Source organism: Bacillus bruguierae, assembly GCF_037104725.1.
In the GTDB taxonomy this organism is placed as follows: Bacteria; Bacillota; Bacilli; order Bacillales; family Bacillaceae_G; genus Bacillus_A; species Bacillus_A bruguierae.
This window is the reverse complement of sequence record NZ_JBAWSX010000007.1, coordinates 48,249-66,641: the sequence shown is the minus strand read 5'-3', so window position 1 is coordinate 66,641 and position 18,393 is coordinate 48,249. Positions and strand designations below refer to the sequence as shown.

Here is an 18,393-nt window from a genome sequence, read left to right as displayed (position 1 = left end):
TAATCATGAAAAAGCTTCAAGAAAGCATGTATCAACTAATTGTTGAAACGTCAACAAATTTACCGAAAGATGTTCGACGTGTGATTCAACAAGCGAAAGAGCGAGAAAGTGCAGGAACTCGTTCAGCGATGGCGCTTGGCACAATTACAAATAATATTAAAATGGCAGATGATAATATTTCGCCAATTTGCCAAGATACAGGGATGCCAACTTTTAAAGTGTACACACCAGTTGGTGTAAACCAATTACACATTAAAGAAGCAATTTACAAAGCGATTGAACAAGCGACGAAAGATGGGAAGCTTCGTCCGAACTCTGTAGATTCTCTGTTTGGTGATAACAGCGGAAATAACTTAGGGCCAGGAACACCTGTTATTAAGTTTGAACAATGGGAAAAAGATTATATCGATGCACGTCTTATTTTAAAAGGCGGTGGCTGTGAAAATAAAAATATTCAATACAGCTTACCTTGTGAACTTGAAGGGCTAGGACGAGCTGGTCGCGATTTAGAAGGAATCCGTAAATGCCTTCTTCATGCGGTATATCAAGCACAAGGTCAAGGATGTAGTGCTGGCGTAATTGGCGTCGGTATCGGAGGAGATCGCACGTCTGGTTATGAGCTTGCGAAAAACCAATTGTTCCGTGCGTTAGATGATGAAAATCCAATTCCAGAATTGAAGCAACTTGAAGATTATATTATGGAAAATGCGAATAAGCTTGGTATTGGAACGATGGGATTTGGCGGCGAAACATCATTACTTGGCTGTAAAATTGGTGTATATAACCGTCTTCCAGCTAGCTTCTATGTTTCTGTTGCGTATAACTGCTGGGCATATCGCCGCCTGGGTGTAACGATTCACCCAGAATCAGGTGAAATTATTGATTGGTTATACCAAGAAGGTGAAGATACGCTAAAACATGAGGAAACAAACGAAGAAGCAAATACGCAACGTGAAATCGTCTTACAGGCTCCAATTACAGAGGAACAAATTCGTGAGCTTCGCGTTGGTGACGTTGTAACGATTAACGGTATGATGTATACGGGCCGCGATGCAATTCATAAACATTTAATGGATAACGACTGTCCAGTTGATTTAAATGGACAAGTTATTTATCACTGTGGACCAGTTGTTGTAAAAGACGAGAATGACAATTGGAACATTAAAGCGGCAGGACCAACAACAAGTATTCGTGAAGAACCGTACCAAGGCGATATTATGAAGAAATTTGGTATTCGCGCTGTTATTGGTAAAGGCGGTATGGGTGCGAAAACATTGGCAGCACTAAATGAACATGGCGGTGTATATTTAAATGCAATTGGCGGTGCAGCGCAGTACTACGCAGAGTGCATTAAAGAAGTAAAAGATGTTGATTTCTTACAATTCGGTATTCCAGAAGCAATGTGGCATTTACGTGTAGAAGGATTTAAAGCAGTTGTAACAATGGATTCTCATGGTAATAGCTTACATGCTGATGTAGATAAATCATCTTTAGAGAAGTTAGCAACGTTTAAAGAACCAGTTTTTAAATAAGAAAGAGGAGCTGATTGTTGTCAGCTCTTTTTTGTGCGTCGAACGTTGTCGAAGGATCTTTATATTGTGTCGAGTCGCCGATATATTGCAAAGAGTGGTCGATATATTGATTGCTTTGTATTGGCATAAATGGAAAAACGTGTTCAGCATGAAACAAATTAGAGACACAGAAACTACAAGTACGATTCTATGTGAAAAGGAGCTTATACAATGAAGCGTAATTGGTTATACATTGGTATTATCTTTTCAATTATGATGGTACTTGTTCCGGCTTCTGTGCTTGCTTATGTGAATACACCAAATCATTGGGGAATTCCGCGTGCGAAGAATGAAACTCCTCCGGATGCTGGTCAGAAGTTTACAGAACTGCTGCAGAAAAATGGAGGGTTTTATTTAGGGGATACAAAGAAAAAAGATATTTATTTAACGTTTGATAATGGATATGAAAATGGCTTTACGGGAAAAATTCTCGATGTGTTAAAAGAAAAGAAAGTACCGGCAACGTTTTTTGTGACAGGACACTATATTAAAACTCAAGAAGATTTATTAAAACGAATGGTGAATGAAGGGCATATTGTTGGAAACCATTCACAGACTCATCCAGATTTTACAACGGTAAACGACGCAAAGCTTCGTGAAGAATTGCAAGTTGTAACAGATGAAATTAAAAAGGTAACAGGACAAAAAGAAGTACTATATGTTCGGCCGCCGCGCGGAATTTTTAGTGAACGTACATTAGCACTGGCAAAAGATATGGGCTATTATAATGTCTTTTGGTCACTTGCTTTTCTCGATTGGAAAGTGGATCAGCAAAGAGGATGGCAGTATGCTCATAATAACGTAATGAATATGATTCACCCTGGAGCAATTATTTTATTGCATTCTGTTTCGAAGGATAACACAGAGGCACTTGCGAAAATCATTGATGATTTGCGCGCGAAGGGGTATCATTTTAAAAGCTTGGATGATTTAGTAAAAAGCAATCAACCGTAAGCATGTATGCTTGCGGTTTTCTCATGCTATAATGATGTGTAAAAAGGATGAGGAATGTATGTGGAGCGAACAAATTACGTTAGACTATCCATATCGTTTTGAAGAAGTATTAAAGCGTTTATCTTTTGACCCGTTAAATATGATTCATTTAGAAGATAAAACAATTCATGTTCCGCTTACCATAGATGGAGAACAAATTGTTGTCCGTGTACAAGGGAAGGGGACAACAGAAAAGCCGCAATTTTGGATTTCTAGTCAAAGCAATAAACAAGACGAAATTATGAAGCGTATTTCTTCTATTTTTCAATGGAATCAACCTTTTCATGAGATTCAGCATCATTTTTTAAACACATCATTACGGCCGCTTTTTGAAACATTTGCATATACTCCAATTATTTTAGAGTTCGGTTATTTTGCTTGCCTTCTTCGTTGTATTATTCATCAACAAGTTCATTTGAAATTTGCGACAAAACTTACAGAACAATTTGTGAAAACATATGGCACAGAAAGAAAAGGAGTATTCTTTTTTCCGACACCTGAACAAGTAGCGAATATTACAGTAGAAGAATTGAGAAATCAAAAATTTAGTCAGCGGAAAGCAGAATATATGATTGGGCTTGCGAAACATATTGTGGATGGTAAGTTAAACTTAGAAGAGTTAGAAGGAAAAATGGACGAAGAAGTGAAGGCGATTTTAATGCCGCTGCGAGGTATTGGAGCATGGACTGTACAAAATTTCTTATTGTTCGGACTTGGACGTCAAAATATGTTTCCAAAAGCAGATATCGGGATTCAACGTGCGCTTCAACAGTTATTTCAATTAGAACAAAAGCCAGATGACGTATTTTTAGAACGAATGAAAGAAGAGTGTGAACCATATTGCAGCTATGCATCATTGTATTTATGGAAAAGTATAGAGTAGAGGTGTAACAATGATACAAAAACAACATGAGAGTAAGTTAGAAGTTGGTCAAACGTTTCCGGTGACAATTAAGCGTCTTGGGATTAACGGAGAGGGCGTAGGTTACTTTAAAAGACAAGTTGTCTTCATTCCAGGGGCACTTCCAGGAGAAGAAGTTGTTGCAGAAACAACGAAAATTCAGCGTGGTTTTGCGGAAGCAAAAGTGAAAAAAATTCGTAAAGCTTCGCCGCATCGTATAAAACCGCCATGTGCTGTATATGAGAAATGCGGTGGTTGTCAGCTTCAGCATTTAGATTATCAAGAGCAATTAAATCAAAAGCGCGATATCGTTGTACAAGCATTTGAGAAGTACATGAACGGAAGTATGGAAGATAAGATTCGTAAGACACTTGGCATGGGAGATCCATGGCATTATCGTAATAAAAGTCAATTACAAGTAGGACGCAAAGATGAAAAAGTAATTACAGGATTATATGAGCAAAGCTCTCATCGTTTAATTGATATTTCTCATTGTATGATTCAACATAAAGCAACAAACGAAGCAACAAAAGTGGTAAGACGTATATTAGAAAAACTGAACATTTCTATTTACAATGAAAGAAAACAAAAAGGTCTTGTACGTACAATTGTAACGCGTGCTGCAGTACAAACAGGGGAAGTACAAGTTACATTAATTACGAAAAAAGAAGAATTGCCGAATAAAGAACAGTTTATTGCAGAAGTGCAGAAACAAATGCCATCTGTAAAATCGATTATGCAAAATGTGAACTGGCGTAAAACATCTGTCATTTTTGGTGATAAAACATTCCGCTTAGCTGGAAAAGAAGTGATTCAAGAAACACTTGGTGATTTATCATTTGAATTATCTGCACGCGCATTCTTCCAATTAAATCCTGAGCAAACCGTTGTGTTATATAACGAAGCGAAAAAAGCAGCTGCTTTAACAGGAAAAGAAAAAATCGTAGATGCGTATTGTGGCGTTGGGACAATCGGACTGTGGCTTGCAAAAGATGCAGCCGAAGTACGCGGTATGGATGTCATTCCAGAAGCGATTGAAGATGCGAAGAAAAATGCGAAGCGTCACGGCTTTACAAATACAAAATACGAAGCTGGAAAAGCGGAACAATGGCTGCCAAAATGGGTAAAAGAAGGCTGGCGTCCTGATGTAATCGTTGTGGATCCGCCGCGTACAGGCTGTGATGATAAATTACTCGAAACAATTTTAAAAGTTCAACCGAAAAAGGTTGTGTATGTATCTTGTAATCCATCATCACTTGCGCGTGATGTGAAAACGTTAATGAAGAGCTATGACGTAGAATATGTACAGCCAGTGGATATGTTCCCGCATACGGCGCATGTGGAGAATGTTGTGAAGCTTGTTAGAAAAAGTAGCTAACTAAAATAAATTTTTTGCCCTTTTCGTTGAAGTAAAAAAGGATAATTCCTTCTGTTTTTTCCATCAAACTGGCGCTCTGTCGGTGCAATGAATTTAATTAAAAGGGCTGTTAGGAACTTAAATATTTACAGAGAAAGAAGCTAATCATCTATTATATGTAGAAGATTGGCTTTTTCCTCTAGATATGCTAAATTCCCTATTTGAACAATGAATCAATTTTTTCTCGACCATCACATGAGTGAGAAATTCAAAACCTAGAAAAGGAGTTACTATGAGAAATATAAAAGATTTATTTATAGCTTCCTTGCTCGGTGGTGCTATCGGTGATGCTCTTGGTTATACTGTGGAGTTTATGACACTAGATAAAATTAAATCCAAGTTTGGGGAGCATGGAATAACAGGGTTAAAGTCAGATAAAGTCACTGGTAGGGCTCTTATATCCGATGATACACAGATGACCTTATTTACAGCAGACGGAATGATATGGGCATACCAGCGTTGTAGCGAGAGAGGCATTGGATCTTTTGCTGGGAGCGGCATTTATCAATCCTACCTTCGTTGGTACTATACACAGACTGAAAAAACGCCGACTGATGATGGTAAGTTTTGGCTGGAATCACAGCCACATGAAGAAAGAAATAGTATTTTGGATTATAAGGAATTGTTCTCTAAAAGGGCACCAGGACATAGCTGCTTAATGGCTCTTGGAAGTGGGAAAATGGGAACAGTGAAACAGCCAATCAATAATAGTAAAGGCTGTGGAGGAGTAATGCGTATTGCACCAGTAGGTTTGTTTCTTCATAGAGAACCGGAATATGCATTTCGAACTGGAGCTGAAGTTGCGGCAATCACTCATGGGCATCCTACAGGATATCTTGCAGCAGGAGCACTTGCCGTTATTATTGCGGAACTTATAAATGGAAAAAGCGTTATTGAAAGTATAATGATTGCAATTGATGTACTTAAAACGCATAAAGGCTGTGAGGAAACTTTAAATGCAATAGAAAAGGCCATAGAGCTTACCAAAGGTGATGAAGACCCCCAACGAGCTATTCAAAAATTAGGTGAAGGTTGGATTGCAGAAGAAGCATTAGCCATTGCTTTATATTGCGCGTTAAAGACATCTACTGTTAAAGAAGCTCTCATTATGTCCGTCAATCATGATGGTGATAGTGATTCTACAGGAGCAATTTGTGGTAACATTCTCGGTGCAGCTTATGGCATAGCCGCTTTGCCAAAGGAATGGATAAACAATCTTGAGTTAAAAGATTTGATAACAGATATGGGAAGTAAATTGTTTGATATGTCAAATCAGGTGGATTTTTGTTGTAGTTGAATATAAGCATATAACTGTTCTTCCATCCCGTACAGGAGAAGTACGGAACATAAATAATAAAAAAGAAGCAGAAAATCACTTAGGATTTCCTGCTTCTTTATTTTTATAAAGAAAATACTTGAGATACTGCTATTTACTAGTACACCACAACCGGTTCATAAGTACTGAGATTATCATACACGGTTTTCGCAATACTAGGAGAGAGATTGACACATCCGCCTGAACCTCCCGTTAAATAGGCAGTATTTGCCCAGTCTGTACGCCAGCCGGCATCGTGGAACCCTTGTCCGCTGTTTGTGAACGGAGCCCAGTAATCTACTTTAACGGAATAATCAGGTTTACCTACTGCACTGCCTTTGAGTGTGTACGGTGATCGTTTATAGAGGATATACCACACTCCCGGTGATGTATCTTCATTGGTGCTATGTTTACCTGTCACTACATTCGTTGTGACTGCCAATTTTCCATCTTTGTAAATCCAAATTTGCTGTTCTGCAATTGACACTTCCGCATACGTGTCTCCAATGCCGTTATTCGATGTTGTTTCATAACCGATGCCTTCATTATTCCAGCCATTTCCGTGAATATTAGAAGCGGAAAGCGATTTTTCGCCTTTTTCAAAGGCTTGTTGGACTTGCCTTGTTTCTTTTTCAATATCTAGTGCCCAGCCATAGCCTTGTCCTTTTACTGATATGACCGAACCAGAATGGGTTTTAAATGTGAAGTCTTTATTTAATGTTGATTTAGAATTATTAATTTCAGCAATCTTGTTCTTAATGTCGCTCGCGTCGATTGTAACTTTCATATCCTTTGACATAGAGGCATTTTTAATTAGATCTTTAGCTTTTAAAGAGTACACTTCATTTTGTACCTTATAATCAACAGACTGTTGCAGGAGATCCTGTAGCCTTTTCTCCTCTTCTTTGACAACCGGATTGTTTTCTTTAATAGGCTGTATGTATACAGGCTTCAGATGGATTTCACTTTTATACTTCTGCTTGTCGTAATCCTTCAATAGACCAGCAACATCATACTGTTTTCCATCAATGCCTTTTGAGATAATAACTTTGCCCTGTTCGAGCTTCGCCATAGCATCTTGAGGCGCTTTTAAATTTTTATTCATAGATAAGAGCTTTTCTTCTACAAGTTTTTTCATCGTTTCGCTTCGATACTGATCCGCCTTTTCCGGTAGCAGCGAATAATTTTTTTCCTTTGAGGAAGGGAAAAATGTCCACTGGCTTTTTAATAGTTTCTTAACTTTAGGCAAATCTTCTTCCGTAAGTTCCGTTTGCGTATTTTTTTCATCTAAAATTTGTTGTTGGCCGATATAGACTTTGTTTTCTAATCCAGATATTTTTAATTTCTGTATTGTCTGATCAGCAGTCAGACCGCCGACTTTTGTGTCATTAATCGTAACCTGTGAATTGAAACGAGTTGTCTGATAATAACTCATTCCCCCAAGGAGAAGTGCAATTATACCGCCACCCGCTGTGATAAACTTCCAATTTGTAAAACGTTTGCTTGAGTTTACTCGTTTTTTATCAACTTCTTCAACTGAATCATTTACTGTATTGTTGTTCATAAGCTATTCCTCCACATACATCAACGTCAACCGATTTTAAACTAAAACCATTGATTAGTTTACCTTATTATTCTTAAATTTTCATTATTTTTGACTAGATTTTATTGTATTAAATTGGTCGGATTTGGATTTTGAATAGAATGACATATAAAAATGATAGCCAAATTCTTTCGATTCACACTGAATAGCCCCTTACAATCTCCTTGCAAGCCCATCAAAAGCCCCTTACAAGTAATAAATCATTACAAAAACAAAATAAAAAAATTACTACTACAAGAATCATCCCGAAAGAAATAAAATCATAGTAGTTATTTTTTATAAAAGCAAATTACCAAATTTCCTCACTCGTCTTTATATCTATTATGGAAACGGCAATTTATTCACATTTTATGAACAAAACTTTGGCGGCTTGTCACCATATACAAAGGATGAACTGAATGCGTGGATGGATGACCTGTCAGATGAACTTGTATTGAAAGCACTCCAGAATGCCCTTCACATAAGCAAGCATACGCTTGCTTATGTGAAGGGCATTTTACGGGACTGGCATGAGAGAGGATGTACGAAGCTTAGTGAAGTAGAGGAAGCAGTAAAGACTAAGGCGTTAGCAAAGATTGAAAGGCTTGAAGATGAAATAAGACAGCTCGATATAGCCATGGCTGCCGATCATATCGAGTATGAGGAGCTTAATCAGCTATATGGTAGGAAACTTGAATTACATCATGAACTAGATTCGGCGATGGAGTTGTGGTTAAGTTTTGGGGATTAATTTGAATAATTAAGCGTGTATACAAGAGACCGAGTAAAATCGGTCTTTTTGTATATTCCTCATCTACCATGATGCTTTATATCATGGTATTTTTAAATGTAGAGGTTTAGAGGTACACTGATTAAAAGGGTTCAGTGTATTTTCTAGATATAAGAAAGGCGGTGAGTCTGTTACTAAAAACAGAATAGGCTTAGTAACAGAAAACAATGAACAACTACAAATTAACAATTCAATATGATGGCAGTCGCTATAAAGGCTGGCAGCGGCTCGGCAATAGTGAAAATACCATTCAAGGAAAAATAGAAAATGTATTATCTGAAATGTTAGGAAGAGAAATTGAAATCATTGGATGCAGCAGAACAGACGCGGGTGTACATGCTCTTAATCAAGTAGCTAACTGTAAGATTGATGAGAATTTGACGGAACCTAAAGTGAAAAAGTATTTAAATCAATACTTACCAAATGATATTAGTATTACTGATGTGGAATTAGTTTCGGAGCGTTTCCATGCCCGTTACAATTCGAAAGCGAAAACGTATTTATATAAGATTTGGAATGAAGAACATACGAATCCATTCATGCGTAAATACAGCATGCATGTTGGGAAAAAGTTAAATATTGAAAGTATGAAAAAAGCAGCTCAATATTTTATCGGTTCGCATGATTTTACAGCTTTCTCTAATGCGAAGTCGAAGAAAAAATCTATGGTTCGTGAAATCTATTCATTAGATGTAACGGAAAAGGATGGCTTCGTTCAAATTAGAGTAAGCGGAAACGGATTTCTTCACAATATGGTGAGAAAAATTGTTGGAGCGTTAATAGAAGTTGGATTAGGTCAGTTAGACGCTGAAGCAATACCACAAATTTTAGAGGAAAAACAACGAAATCAAATCAATTGTCTTGCTGATGCAAGTGGATTGTATTTGGAGAAAGTTGATTTTTAGGGGGAAATAAAGGCCGTTTTTTAAGTTAAGTAATTCAGTTATTATGGAAAAATCCTAAATAACAGACCAAAAAGCTCAGAGCAAAAAAGCTCTGAGCTTTAACAATATTCTTCAAATCATTTCCCCAGTTTGCTATGGGAAAATTGAAATTCGTTCAATAATCTTGTCCTTTAATGGAATACAGTTTAATCATTTCAATGAGCCATATTCCGCAAGCGCCCCCGTTAATTTAATAAAAGTAATAATGTAATTTCCTTGATTACATAATACTAACAAACAAATTATGAAAGGAATGCAATATAATAACCGACCAAAGCGATCTTGTCTTTTTAAATATTAATCCAAAGAATATGCCAATTAGAAAAACATAGATATGACTCCAAAGGTCAAAGAATACACCATCATAGATCCAAATAGCGTAGTGTATGATTAGAAATAAAAAAGAAGTGATTATGTTAGCCTTCCAAAAAGATAATATTTTATTAAGTTCTTGTAAAATGAAGCCTCGAAATACAATTTCTTCAGTAATTCCAACCAACAGAATTCCATTCATATAGTTATTTAAAGATAATTTAAAATTAAAAGATTGATCATTTAAAATGTATACTTCAAAAGCAAAACAAAGACCTAGAAGTAGCGAAAGAGATATTCCCCAAAACATACCTTTATTTACATTTTTTATTTTTAGATACTTAATTGGATTAGCGTGTAAGTAATACTTTATGTATAACCAAACAGGGAATATCCATACTAAACCTTAATCGATGCATTTAAAAATGTGGATGTAGCTTCACTCAATGGTTCAATATACTGTACTAACCATAATTCTTTAAAAATCCAAACAGAGTTGAATAGAAATAGATAAATTAATAATATTTTTACATTATTTTCGATCTGTTTACTTTCTGATTGTAATTTTATTTCCATTATTCCCCTCCTGAAATGTAAGAGACTAATATTGCAACTGTAAAAATTATACTATAATTCACCTATTATTCTGATTTTTTTCTCTTAAATGTCAATTTTAATAGCACCCTAAATACCGTTTGGTAATAACTATTGTCATGATTGTAATCGAAGTGTGATTTTATGTTCACGCATGCATTTAACCCTTATAGAACAAGAAAAAATCGAGTATAAAACCTTTGAGATTTCGTACTCGATTTATACTGTTTCTATTGTTTCTCCACGTTATCTAAACCATTTATCCCGCATTAACGGGCAGTAAGACCCCCACCTCAAGGTTGAGAGAGAATCGAAGAAGATAGGTGGGGGATAACTGCCCGTAAAAGCCCGATTGGGCGGGCTTTCCATCAGTGGGAGATGAAGAAACCCCCCACTGATGGAAGTTTCACTTTATCTTTAAGAATGGTCGCCTGCGCTTCTAGAAACCTCTAAGATTACGTATTCAACCCATACTTTTTTAAGCGATATTGCAGGTTTTGCCTACTTAATCCTAAGTATTTTGCGGCTTGCGAGATATTTCCATTATGTTCGCTAAGAATTTCGATGATATATTCTTTTTCCATTTCTTTTATTGTGTTCTTTAAAGTTTTCGATTGATTGTTTTCCCATCTGGCTAGAGGCGGATGAATGGGAAATTCGTTTTTTGTTAGCTCATAAAAACGGGTTGGGATATGGGATGTTGTAATAACGTCCTCATCTTCAATTAAGTTCATAGAGCCTTCAATGATGTGCTCTAACTCACGTATATTACCGGGCCAGTCGTGTTGATAGAAAAAATTTATTACGCTGTCATCTACACTTTGTACTTGTAAGCCAAACTGCATATTATATTTTTCAATAAAACGATGAAGAAGCGGTAAGATGTCTTCTTTACGCTGTCTTAAAGGTGGGAGAAATAAAGTAACGACGCTTAATCTGTAATATAAATCTTTTCGCAGACGATTATGCGTAATAGCTTCAATCGGATCTTCATTAATTGTAGCTATGATGCGAACGTCTACTTCTTTTTCTTGTGTTCCTCCGATTCTTCGGATTGTTTTATCTTGGATGGCACGCAGCAATTTAGCTTGCAGTGCTGGGCTTAATGAGTTAATTTCATCTAATAATAAAGTTCCTCCATGTGCTTCCTCAAATAAACCTGGTTTATCGATTGCCCCTGTAAAAGCTCCTTTGTTTGTACCGAATAATAAGCTTTCCATTAAAGTTTCAGGTATGGCCGCGCAATTTTGCGAGATAAAAGGCTTTCCAGCACGATGGCTTTCATTATGAATACTTTGTGCAAATAGTTCTTTTCCAGTTCCTGTTTCTCCCACAATCAGTACAGAGGAAGAGGTACGTGTTACTCTTTTTGCTTCTGTAATAACCGATTGAATGGCGCTAGAATGACCTATTATATGATCGAAGGTAAATTTAGTATGATGCCCTCGAATGGCGTTTCCTTTACTAATTTGTTTTAAGGGAGGAATCTCCTTTACTATTTCAATAGCGCCCTTGATTTTTCCATGCTTCACTATAGGAAAGGTATCATTAATCGTTGTAATCTCTTGTCCTTTATTATTAAAATAAGTTTGTTTTATATTTTTCTTCGCTTTTCCAACTGTTAATGCCTCGATAAGAGTACTATTCTGGTTTTCTTCAAATGCAAATACTTCTAAAAGATTTTTATATAGTACATCTTTACGATCCATCGATTCAATCTCCATCATTTTGCGATTATAGATGATTGTTTTGCCTTCTTCATTAATCATGTGAATCCCAATATCAATTTCATTAAGTAAAGTCTCATATAGCATATTCATTTCAATTAATTTTTTGAAATTGATTTCTTCTGTATACATGTTTCATCTTCTCCTTGTTACACCCTGTGAAGACTGATTTTTCTTAATTTTAATAAAATTTTTGCGAGTATGCAAAAAAAATTTGCGCTTTTAAGGTTAAAAGTCTTTAAGAGAAAAGAAAGATTTTGCGTAGAATGAAGGTTTTTTCAGTATGAACTCTTAATCTCAAGTCAGAAATTAGGTTGGTACATATCTTGCATAAATAATAATTGAATTCTAGCAATTTGGAGGTGGGTTAAAAGGCTTACAAGCGCACTTAATAAGGAAGAGAGGTTTAAAAGATGAAAACAGTAGTAGAAAACGTGTACAGTCCTTGTTATGGCAGAGTTGCAAAATTATTTATTGATGAAAGCTCTTATGTTTATGAGTGGGAGAAATTGGCTTTAATTGAAACAATGGATAAACAAAAAGTAGAAGTTAAAGTGGGAATTAGCGGCTATGTGGAATTGCTAGAAGTAGAAGAAGGACAAGCTATCACGAGTGAAACATTATTAATAGCAGTTAGGGATGATTTATTAATCACAGGAAGTGATTGATATATATAAATTAAAAAAAGCGACATAAAAACTTCCTTTCTTTTTAAGGGAGGGCGAGAGCATCTGGCCATGTATAGAAGCGGTCAGGCCTTTTCCTGCCACATGCGAGGTTTGAAACAAAGGGAGAAAGCAGGTAGCGGTTATGTTGTATTGTGCATAGCAGCGACTTACGTGTTGCCAAATGAAATGGATTTATAAAGTCCCTCTGGATAATGTACTGTTTTCTGTTAATCTTTTAAACAATTATGGTAAATGATAAAAAATTTTTCGTAGCAACTATCTATCGGGTTATCGGTATTTCCTTGGATTGGGAGATTTTCTTTTGAAACATCTCCCTCCTGTTACAAATCTATATTAATAATGAGAATGCACTTTATTCTTTTTATATTATTTTTAAAGCGTTTACATCTTTGGGTAAGGGGGATTCATATGGAAAAGCAAAACCAGGAGTTAAAGCGAGAGCTAAAAAGTCGACACATATTTATGATTGCACTTGGAGGGGTTATTGGTACAGGGCTTTTCTTAGGATCTGGCTATACGATTCATGAGGCTGGACCAGGCGGTGCACTTGTCGCGTATCTTGTTGGGGGCTTTGTTATGTATTTAACGATGCTCTGCCTTGGCGAATTAGCAGTTGCCATGCCGAATGCAGGATCTTATCAAATGTATGCTACAAAGAATATTTCGCCTGCGGTAGGTTATGTAGTCGGTTGGATGTCATGGCTAAACTGGTCTGTTACGATAGGTATTGAACTAATCGCAGTGAGCATTTTAATGAAGCGCTGGTTTCCACATGCTCCATCTTGGATTTGGTGCGTTGCTTTTGCAGTACTTCTTTTTGCTATTAATGCATTATCATCACGGAGTTTTGCAGAGGTTGAGTTTTGGTTTGCGAGTATTAAAGTCATTACGATTATTGCGTTTATTATTTTAGGCGGTGCAGCGATGTTTGGTTTTTTACATATGAAAGGAAATGAAGCAGCACCGATGCTTTCAAACTTTACGGATCACGGGGGACTGTTCCCGAATGGACTGAAAGCGATTCTAGTTACAATGATTGCCGTCAACTTCTCCTTTCAGGGAACTGAAATTGTTGGTATTGCGGCTGGGGAGAGTGAAAATCCGGAGAAAACCGTTCCGAAAGCAATTAATAACACGGTTTGGCGTATATTCGTTTTCTTTATACTTTCGATGTTTATACTTGCTGGCTTATTCCCATGGCAACAAGCGGGATTAGTAGAAAGTCCGTTTGTAGTTGTATTTGATAAAATTGGGATTCCATATGCTGCAGATATTATGAACTTCGTTATTATTACAGCGGTGTTATCAGTAGCAAATTCTGGCTTATATGCAACTTCTCGTATGCTTTGGTCTATGTCGAACCAAGGGATGATTAGCCCGATTTTTGGGAAGTTATCTAAAAAGGGTGTTCCAATTTATGCATTAATTACAAGTACGATTGTTGGTTGTCTTTCCTTATTATGTGGTATATATGCAGAGGATACAGTTTATTTATGGCTTCTTTCAATTGCAGGATTCGGTGCAATACTAGTCTGGGCATCTATTGCTTTATCAAATCTTTTAGGTAGAAGAAGGTACGTAAAGCAAGGCGGGGATATTAAGGATCTGAAATTTAAAACGCCGTTGTATCCGTTTGTGCCGCTTCTTTCTTTCATATTAAATATGACGGTAATTGTGAGCATGGCTTTTATTCCAGATCAACGTATGGCATTGTATTGTGGCATTCCGTTTATGTTAGTTTGCTTACTGTTTTATCATTTTTCTAAGAATAAAAAAATGAAACAGGTTGAAGAAACGAATACAAAAGAAGTACATAGTTTATAATAAAAACAAAGAAAATCGGGGCATGTTGCCCCGGTTTTCTTTGTTTTTTATGTGGAATCATTTATTCTTCTTTCTCCGATTTGTTTTTAATCTCAATTAATTTTTCCTTTGCTAATTCTACTGCAATTGCATCATCTAAGTATCCAATGGGAAATACGTAATCTGGAATAATATCTGTTGATAAAACGAAATAGAGCAAGGCACTTCCGATAATTACTCGTTCTTGCGGTGTAATGGCTTTGTTGCAAAATTGATGATACATATCTGTTAATTGATCAATGAAAGGACCTGTACTATCAAGTTGTTGCAATTTTGTTGAGAATCCTTCATGAATAAGGCGTGTGCCTTCTGTTGTTTGTGCATAGCGTTCGTAATTTTCAAGCTCTTGTTTTACACGAGTTGTTGTGTACTTGTAATCAAATAAGTTGGAGGATTGTAATGTGTTTTGAATGGCATCAATTGATGTATACATTTCAGTCTGGGGTTCAGTAGTTTGTTGAGGCTGTTTGGCATACGTTGCATCATATAAGAACTGTATAGGGATTTGTAGACATTCTGCAAATTTTTGAAGATGCTTTTTCTTCACTTGTTGCTTTCCATTAATAATTCGTGAAATGGTGGAAGGATCAATAGCGGTTAGCGTTCCAAACTGCCGCATCGATAATGAACGCTCTTGTAACAATTCTTTTAATACCGTACCGAGTTGATGGTTTATATTTTGAGTAGACATAGTTTTAGGCGCTCCTTTTTGTTTCTGAAATGTTGAGATTTTATTAAAAGTATATGAAACAGACAGGCACAATTGCTCAATATTTGCATACGATGCAATAAAAAGTGCAATAAAGGAGTGCTTATTGGTGTATATAACAAGTTTGCTTTCCATTCTTTTTATTGGGATTGCTTCAAATTTAGATAATGCGGGTGTAGGCATTGCTTATGGGATTCGGAAGATTCATATCTCATGGTTCAACAATTTTATCATAGCTTTCTTTGGCTTTTTCTTTACACTCTTGGCAGGTTTTTTCGGGAATTGGCTTTCCTTGTTTATTTCAAGTGCTGCCGCTAATACGATAGGCGCTATCGTACTTGGAAGTATTGGCGTATTGGTATTATGTCAGCCGCTGCTTAGTAAAGAGGAAGGAGAAAGAAAGCAAAGCAATGTGTTGATGCGTATTTTACGTAATCCAGAAGCAGCTGATTTTGATGAGTCTAAAATAATTGGCTTTTCAGAAGCAATTGTACTTGGCGTTGCATTATCCATTAATAACATTGCAGGTGGTTTTGATGCAGGTGTGACAAATTTGAATTTGTGGATAACGGCTATAATTTCAGGTTGTTTTAGCTTCTTATGTGTTAGGTTCTGTTCGTATATCGGTAAAAAATACTTAGCGCTATATCTAGGGAAATGGGCAACTATCATTGCTGGAGCTTTGCTTATTATCATTGCAGTTAAGCAGCTTTTGTGAAAGCTATATAAGTTAAAGAACGACATAAAACCCCTTTTTTAGGAGGGACGAGAGCATCTGGCCGTGCATAGAAACGGTCAGTGCCTTTTCCTGCCACATGCGAGGTTTAAAAACAAAAGGATTAAGCGAGCAGGAGTCATGGTGTGTTTTGCATAGCAGCAAGTATAGAGTAAAGCGATTCTACTGCTCGTTAAGTAACGAATAAAACAATTTTCTACCATTTCCTCGGAAATACAACAAACTATTGCATATGTCGACGCCCTTTTATTTATACTAACATAGACTTTAGGTAAAGGAAGGTGTTAGTATGGGACGCGGTAAATCCTTTGATCATAAGAAAAAAGGACACGATCATCAACCTCCAAAAGGTGCGTATATTCATAAAGATGTAAATGAACATACGTTAGAAGAGGAAGAATTACCAGTGAATATTGAAACGTATAAAAATAGTTTGAAAAAACATTAAAAAGCACCTAAAAAGGTGCTTTTTCTACATGTAATGGAAGCTTCATCTTACCGAATATCTTCAAATAATTGTTCCGTTTCTTCATACATTTCATAGTCACTTAGTACTTGAATACAGCGCCATTTTAACTCTTCGATATTTTGTTCTAAATCTTCGGGGATTAAATTTTGAATGTCTTCTAATTCAATGCCAAAATGGATAATTTCTAGTACTTTATCATCAATACTTCGATCCATTAACAATTCCAGCACATCTAGATTAAATATGTATCGATAGGCTTCATCAAGGGAGACAACTTTTAATTTTAAACTTTCAACGATACTTAATACAAAAAGAAGGATGGTCTTCTCAAGAACTGCCTGATCTTCTGTTTGAAGGATGAGTTTCATGGGTACCTCCGTTTTATCCAGTTTGTTCACCGAATACTTTCCGTAAGAGCTGATTAGTTTAAAGATATTCCTCGCATGGGAGTTTCATGTTATAAAACATTAGGTTGTACTATACTATTCAAACCTGTACAAAGAATATGCACAATTATAAAGAAAAAAGCGCCTTTTTAGACGCTTTTTAGAAAATACTCCAGCCTTCTTGTTCAGAAAGCAATTCTAATATTTTAAGTCCAGCAAGGCTATTTCCGTTTTCATCTAGTGCAGGGCCGAAAATTCCAATACCCATTTCACCTTTGACGCAGCCTAAGATACCGCCAGCTACACCACTTTTCGCTGGGATCCCAACGCGAATTGCAAATTCTCCAGACTCGTTGTACATACCACATGTCACCATAAATGTTTTACAAATTTTTGTAATATGTTTGGGGATAATTTGTTTATTATAATATGGATCATAACCATCCATTGCAAAGATGAGTCCAATACGAGCTAAGTCGATGCAACTTACTTCGATTGCACATTGACGTGTGTATAGGTCCATTAACTCTTCGATATTCCCATCAATAATGTTGTTTTGTTTCATATAGTAACAAAGAGAACGATTTAAAAAAGCCGTTTCTAATTCAGAGATGGCAACTTTAGAAGAGTAATTAATGGAAGGATTATCTGTTATATCACGAACAAAGTGAAGGATACGTTCCATTTTTTCTTCATTAGAATTTCCTGCAATCATACTTGTAATAGCTAATGCCCCGGCATTAATCATTGGATTTAATGGTTTAGATGGGCTTGTTGTCTCTAGCTTAATAATAGAATTAAAAGGATCACCAGTTGGTTCCATGCCAACTTTAGAAAATACATACTCTTCACCGCAATCTAAAAGTGCGAGTGCAAGGGTAATTACTTTTGAAATACTTTGGAGTGTAAAGAGTGTCTGGGATTTTCCGGCATGAACGTAATGGCCGTCTTTATGATAAATGGTGATTCCTAAATCATCAGGATTTGCGTTTCCTAACTCAGGAATATACGTTGCAAGTTTACCTTGTTTCGTATAGGGCTGAACTTGATCTAATAATTGTTGTAAGTTGTTAGTCTCGATACACTGCATAATAAACACCCCTAGTTGTATTAGTTATTAAATTTAACTTTCCCGACAAGCGTGGAAATAAATAATAACATGAAATTGAGGAATGATAAAATGCAACTTCTATTCATTTCCTTTATATATATAGGAAATGAATAGAAAACCCTCTTTTTAGGCGGTCGAGAGCATCTGGCCGCGCATAGAAGCGGTCATCTTTTATTCTGCATAGCAGAGACTTATATGCCAGAAAATTAAAATGGATATATATAGAATTAAATAAAGGAACATAAATTTATAAAAAAATCGATTATAATAACTACACATCTATA

General features: G+C 36.2%; 17 protein-coding genes and 1 pseudogene. 11 read left to right on the top strand and 7 right to left on the bottom strand.

Translation table 11 applies throughout. From position 1 onward, the window contains the following. Nucleotides 1-5: 5 nt before the first annotated feature. From WAZ07_RS13395 to WAZ07_RS13375, 5 genes are all read left to right on the top strand, one after another. The gene (locus WAZ07_RS13395) at nt 6-1,532 is read left to right on the top strand and encodes a fumarate hydratase (RefSeq protein WP_336472855.1); all 1,527 of its coding nucleotides are present in this window, start codon (nt 6-8) and stop codon (nt 1,530-1,532) included. 210 nt (nt 1,533-1,742) lie between these two features. Next, complete coding sequence (pdaA, locus tag WAZ07_RS13390) at nt 1,743-2,525, top strand: delta-lactam-biosynthetic de-N-acetylase (RefSeq protein WP_336472854.1); 783 nt, start codon at nt 1,743-1,745, stop codon at nt 2,523-2,525. 58 nt (nt 2,526-2,583) lie between these two features. Next, a complete protein-coding gene (locus WAZ07_RS13385) occupies nt 2,584-3,447 on the top strand; it encodes a DNA-3-methyladenine glycosylase family protein (protein WP_336472853.1) in 864 nt (287 codons plus the stop codon). 10 nt (nt 3,448-3,457) lie between these two features. Continuing rightward, nucleotides 3,458-4,843, top strand: a complete 1,386-nt coding sequence (gene rlmD, locus WAZ07_RS13380; RefSeq protein ID WP_336472852.1) for a 23S rRNA (uracil(1939)-C(5))-methyltransferase RlmD — start codon at nt 3,458-3,460, stop codon at nt 4,841-4,843. A 271-nt stretch (nt 4,844-5,114) separates the two neighbouring features. Continuing rightward, complete coding sequence (locus WAZ07_RS13375) at nt 5,115-6,179, top strand: ADP-ribosylglycohydrolase family protein (RefSeq protein ID WP_336472851.1); 1,065 nt, start codon at nt 5,115-5,117, stop codon at nt 6,177-6,179. 136 nt (nt 6,180-6,315) lie between these two features. Here WAZ07_RS13375 and WAZ07_RS13370 read toward each other — a convergent pair whose 3' ends face one another. Beyond that, a complete protein-coding gene (locus WAZ07_RS13370; protein WP_336472850.1) occupies nt 6,316-7,761 on the bottom strand; it encodes a L,D-transpeptidase family protein in 1,446 nt (481 codons plus the stop codon). 370 nt (nt 7,762-8,131) lie between these two features. Between WAZ07_RS13370 and WAZ07_RS13365 the strand changes: the two are divergent. Then, a pseudogene (locus tag WAZ07_RS13365) lies at nt 8,132-8,350 on the top strand (DnaD domain-containing protein); the annotation flags it as partial. Between the two features lie 386 nt (nt 8,351-8,736). After that, on the top strand, nt 8,737-9,474 hold the full coding sequence (gene truA / locus WAZ07_RS13360; protein ID WP_336472849.1) for a tRNA pseudouridine(38-40) synthase TruA: 738 nt from the start codon (nt 8,737-8,739) through the stop codon (nt 9,472-9,474). A 259-nt stretch (nt 9,475-9,733) separates the two neighbouring features. Here truA and WAZ07_RS13355 read toward each other — a convergent pair whose 3' ends face one another. From WAZ07_RS13355 to WAZ07_RS13345, 3 genes are all read right to left on the bottom strand, one after another. Next, a complete protein-coding gene (locus tag WAZ07_RS13355) occupies nt 9,734-10,027 on the bottom strand; it encodes a CPBP family intramembrane glutamic endopeptidase (RefSeq protein ID WP_336472971.1) in 294 nt (97 codons plus the stop codon). A gap of 197 nt (nt 10,028-10,224) precedes the next feature. Further along, nucleotides 10,225-10,401 carry a hypothetical protein gene (locus WAZ07_RS13350; RefSeq protein WP_336472848.1) on the bottom strand — a complete coding sequence of 59 codons (177 nt, stop codon included), beginning with the start codon at nt 10,399-10,401 and terminating at the stop codon, nt 10,225-10,227. 473 nt (nt 10,402-10,874) lie between these two features. Next, nucleotides 10,875-12,278: a sigma-54 interaction domain-containing protein gene (locus WAZ07_RS13345; RefSeq protein ID WP_336472847.1), complete on the bottom strand. Its 1,404-nt coding sequence runs from the start codon at nt 12,276-12,278 to the stop codon at nt 10,875-10,877. A gap of 281 nt (nt 12,279-12,559) precedes the next feature. On the opposite strand from WAZ07_RS13345, the gene WAZ07_RS13340 reads away from it, so the two are divergent. Continuing rightward, entirely contained in the window at nt 12,560-12,814 is a 255-nt protein-coding gene (locus WAZ07_RS13340; RefSeq protein ID WP_090916918.1) for a biotin/lipoyl-containing protein, read from the top strand. A 429-nt stretch (nt 12,815-13,243) separates the two neighbouring features. Continuing rightward, complete coding sequence (locus tag WAZ07_RS13335) at nt 13,244-14,659, top strand: amino acid permease (RefSeq protein ID WP_336472846.1); 1,416 nt, start codon at nt 13,244-13,246, stop codon at nt 14,657-14,659. 61 nt (nt 14,660-14,720) lie between these two features. On the opposite strand, the gene WAZ07_RS13330 is transcribed toward WAZ07_RS13335, so the two are convergent. After that, on the bottom strand, nt 14,721-15,389 hold the full coding sequence (locus WAZ07_RS13330; RefSeq protein ID WP_336472845.1) for a DUF1232 domain-containing protein: 669 nt from the start codon (nt 15,387-15,389) through the stop codon (nt 14,721-14,723). A 97-nt stretch (nt 15,390-15,486) separates the two neighbouring features. On the opposite strand from WAZ07_RS13330, the gene ytaF reads away from it, so the two are divergent. Then, nucleotides 15,487-16,125 carry a sporulation membrane protein YtaF gene (ytaF, locus tag WAZ07_RS13325; protein WP_396548618.1) on the top strand — a complete coding sequence of 213 codons (639 nt, stop codon included), beginning with the start codon at nt 15,487-15,489 and terminating at the stop codon, nt 16,123-16,125. Nucleotides 16,126-16,432: 307 nt separating this feature from the next. After that, nucleotides 16,433-16,591 (top strand): hypothetical protein, encoded by a 159-nt coding sequence (locus WAZ07_RS13320; protein ID WP_020061179.1) that lies wholly within the window; start codon nt 16,433-16,435, stop codon nt 16,589-16,591. Between the two features lie 47 nt (nt 16,592-16,638). Here the strand turns inward: WAZ07_RS13320 and WAZ07_RS13315 are convergent, their stop codons facing one another. Together WAZ07_RS13315 and glsA are read right to left on the bottom strand one after the other, a co-directional pair. Next, the gene (locus tag WAZ07_RS13315) at nt 16,639-16,980 is read right to left on the bottom strand and encodes a DUF3969 family protein (RefSeq protein ID WP_336472844.1); all 342 of its coding nucleotides are present in this window, start codon (nt 16,978-16,980) and stop codon (nt 16,639-16,641) included. Nucleotides 16,981-17,158: 178 nt separating this feature from the next. Beyond that, nucleotides 17,159-18,088: a glutaminase A gene (gene glsA, locus WAZ07_RS13310; RefSeq protein WP_336472843.1), complete on the bottom strand. Its 930-nt coding sequence runs from the start codon at nt 18,086-18,088 to the stop codon at nt 17,159-17,161. Between the last annotated feature and the right edge of the window lie 305 nt (nt 18,089-18,393).

Bases quoted from the DNA above. Each gene is read 5' to 3' on its own strand.
- WAZ07_RS13395 (WP_336472855.1), top strand. From the start codon at position 6: ATGAAAAAGCTTCAAGAAAGCATGTATCAACTAATTGTTGAAACGTCA.
- pdaA (WP_336472854.1), top strand. From the start codon at position 1,743: ATGAAGCGTAATTGGTTATACATTGGTATTATCTTTTCAATTATGATG.
- WAZ07_RS13385 (WP_336472853.1), top strand. From the start codon at position 2,584: ATGTGGAGCGAACAAATTACGTTAGACTATCCATATCGTTTTGAAGAA.
- rlmD (WP_336472852.1), top strand. From the start codon at position 3,458: ATGATACAAAAACAACATGAGAGTAAGTTAGAAGTTGGTCAAACGTTT.
- WAZ07_RS13375 (WP_336472851.1), top strand. From the start codon at position 5,115: ATGAGAAATATAAAAGATTTATTTATAGCTTCCTTGCTCGGTGGTGCT.
- WAZ07_RS13370 (WP_336472850.1), bottom strand. From the start codon at position 7,761: ATGAACAACAATACAGTAAATGATTCAGTTGAAGAAGTTGATAAAAAA.
- truA (WP_336472849.1), top strand. From the start codon at position 8,737: ATGAACAACTACAAATTAACAATTCAATATGATGGCAGTCGCTATAAA.
- WAZ07_RS13355 (WP_336472971.1), bottom strand. From the start codon at position 10,027: ATGAATGGAATTCTGTTGGTTGGAATTACTGAAGAAATTGTATTTCGA.
- WAZ07_RS13350 (WP_336472848.1), bottom strand. From the start codon at position 10,401: ATGGAAATAAAATTACAATCAGAAAGTAAACAGATCGAAAATAATGTA.
- WAZ07_RS13345 (WP_336472847.1), bottom strand. From the start codon at position 12,278: ATGTATACAGAAGAAATCAATTTCAAAAAATTAATTGAAATGAATATG.
- WAZ07_RS13340 (WP_090916918.1), top strand. From the start codon at position 12,560: ATGAAAACAGTAGTAGAAAACGTGTACAGTCCTTGTTATGGCAGAGTT.
- WAZ07_RS13335 (WP_336472846.1), top strand. From the start codon at position 13,244: ATGGAAAAGCAAAACCAGGAGTTAAAGCGAGAGCTAAAAAGTCGACAC.
- WAZ07_RS13330 (WP_336472845.1), bottom strand. From the start codon at position 15,389: ATGTCTACTCAAAATATAAACCATCAACTCGGTACGGTATTAAAAGAA.
- WAZ07_RS13320 (WP_020061179.1), top strand. From the start codon at position 16,433: ATGGGACGCGGTAAATCCTTTGATCATAAGAAAAAAGGACACGATCAT.
- WAZ07_RS13315 (WP_336472844.1), bottom strand. From the start codon at position 16,980: ATGAAACTCATCCTTCAAACAGAAGATCAGGCAGTTCTTGAGAAGACC.
- glsA (WP_336472843.1), bottom strand. From the start codon at position 18,088: ATGCAGTGTATCGAGACTAACAACTTACAACAATTATTAGATCAAGTT.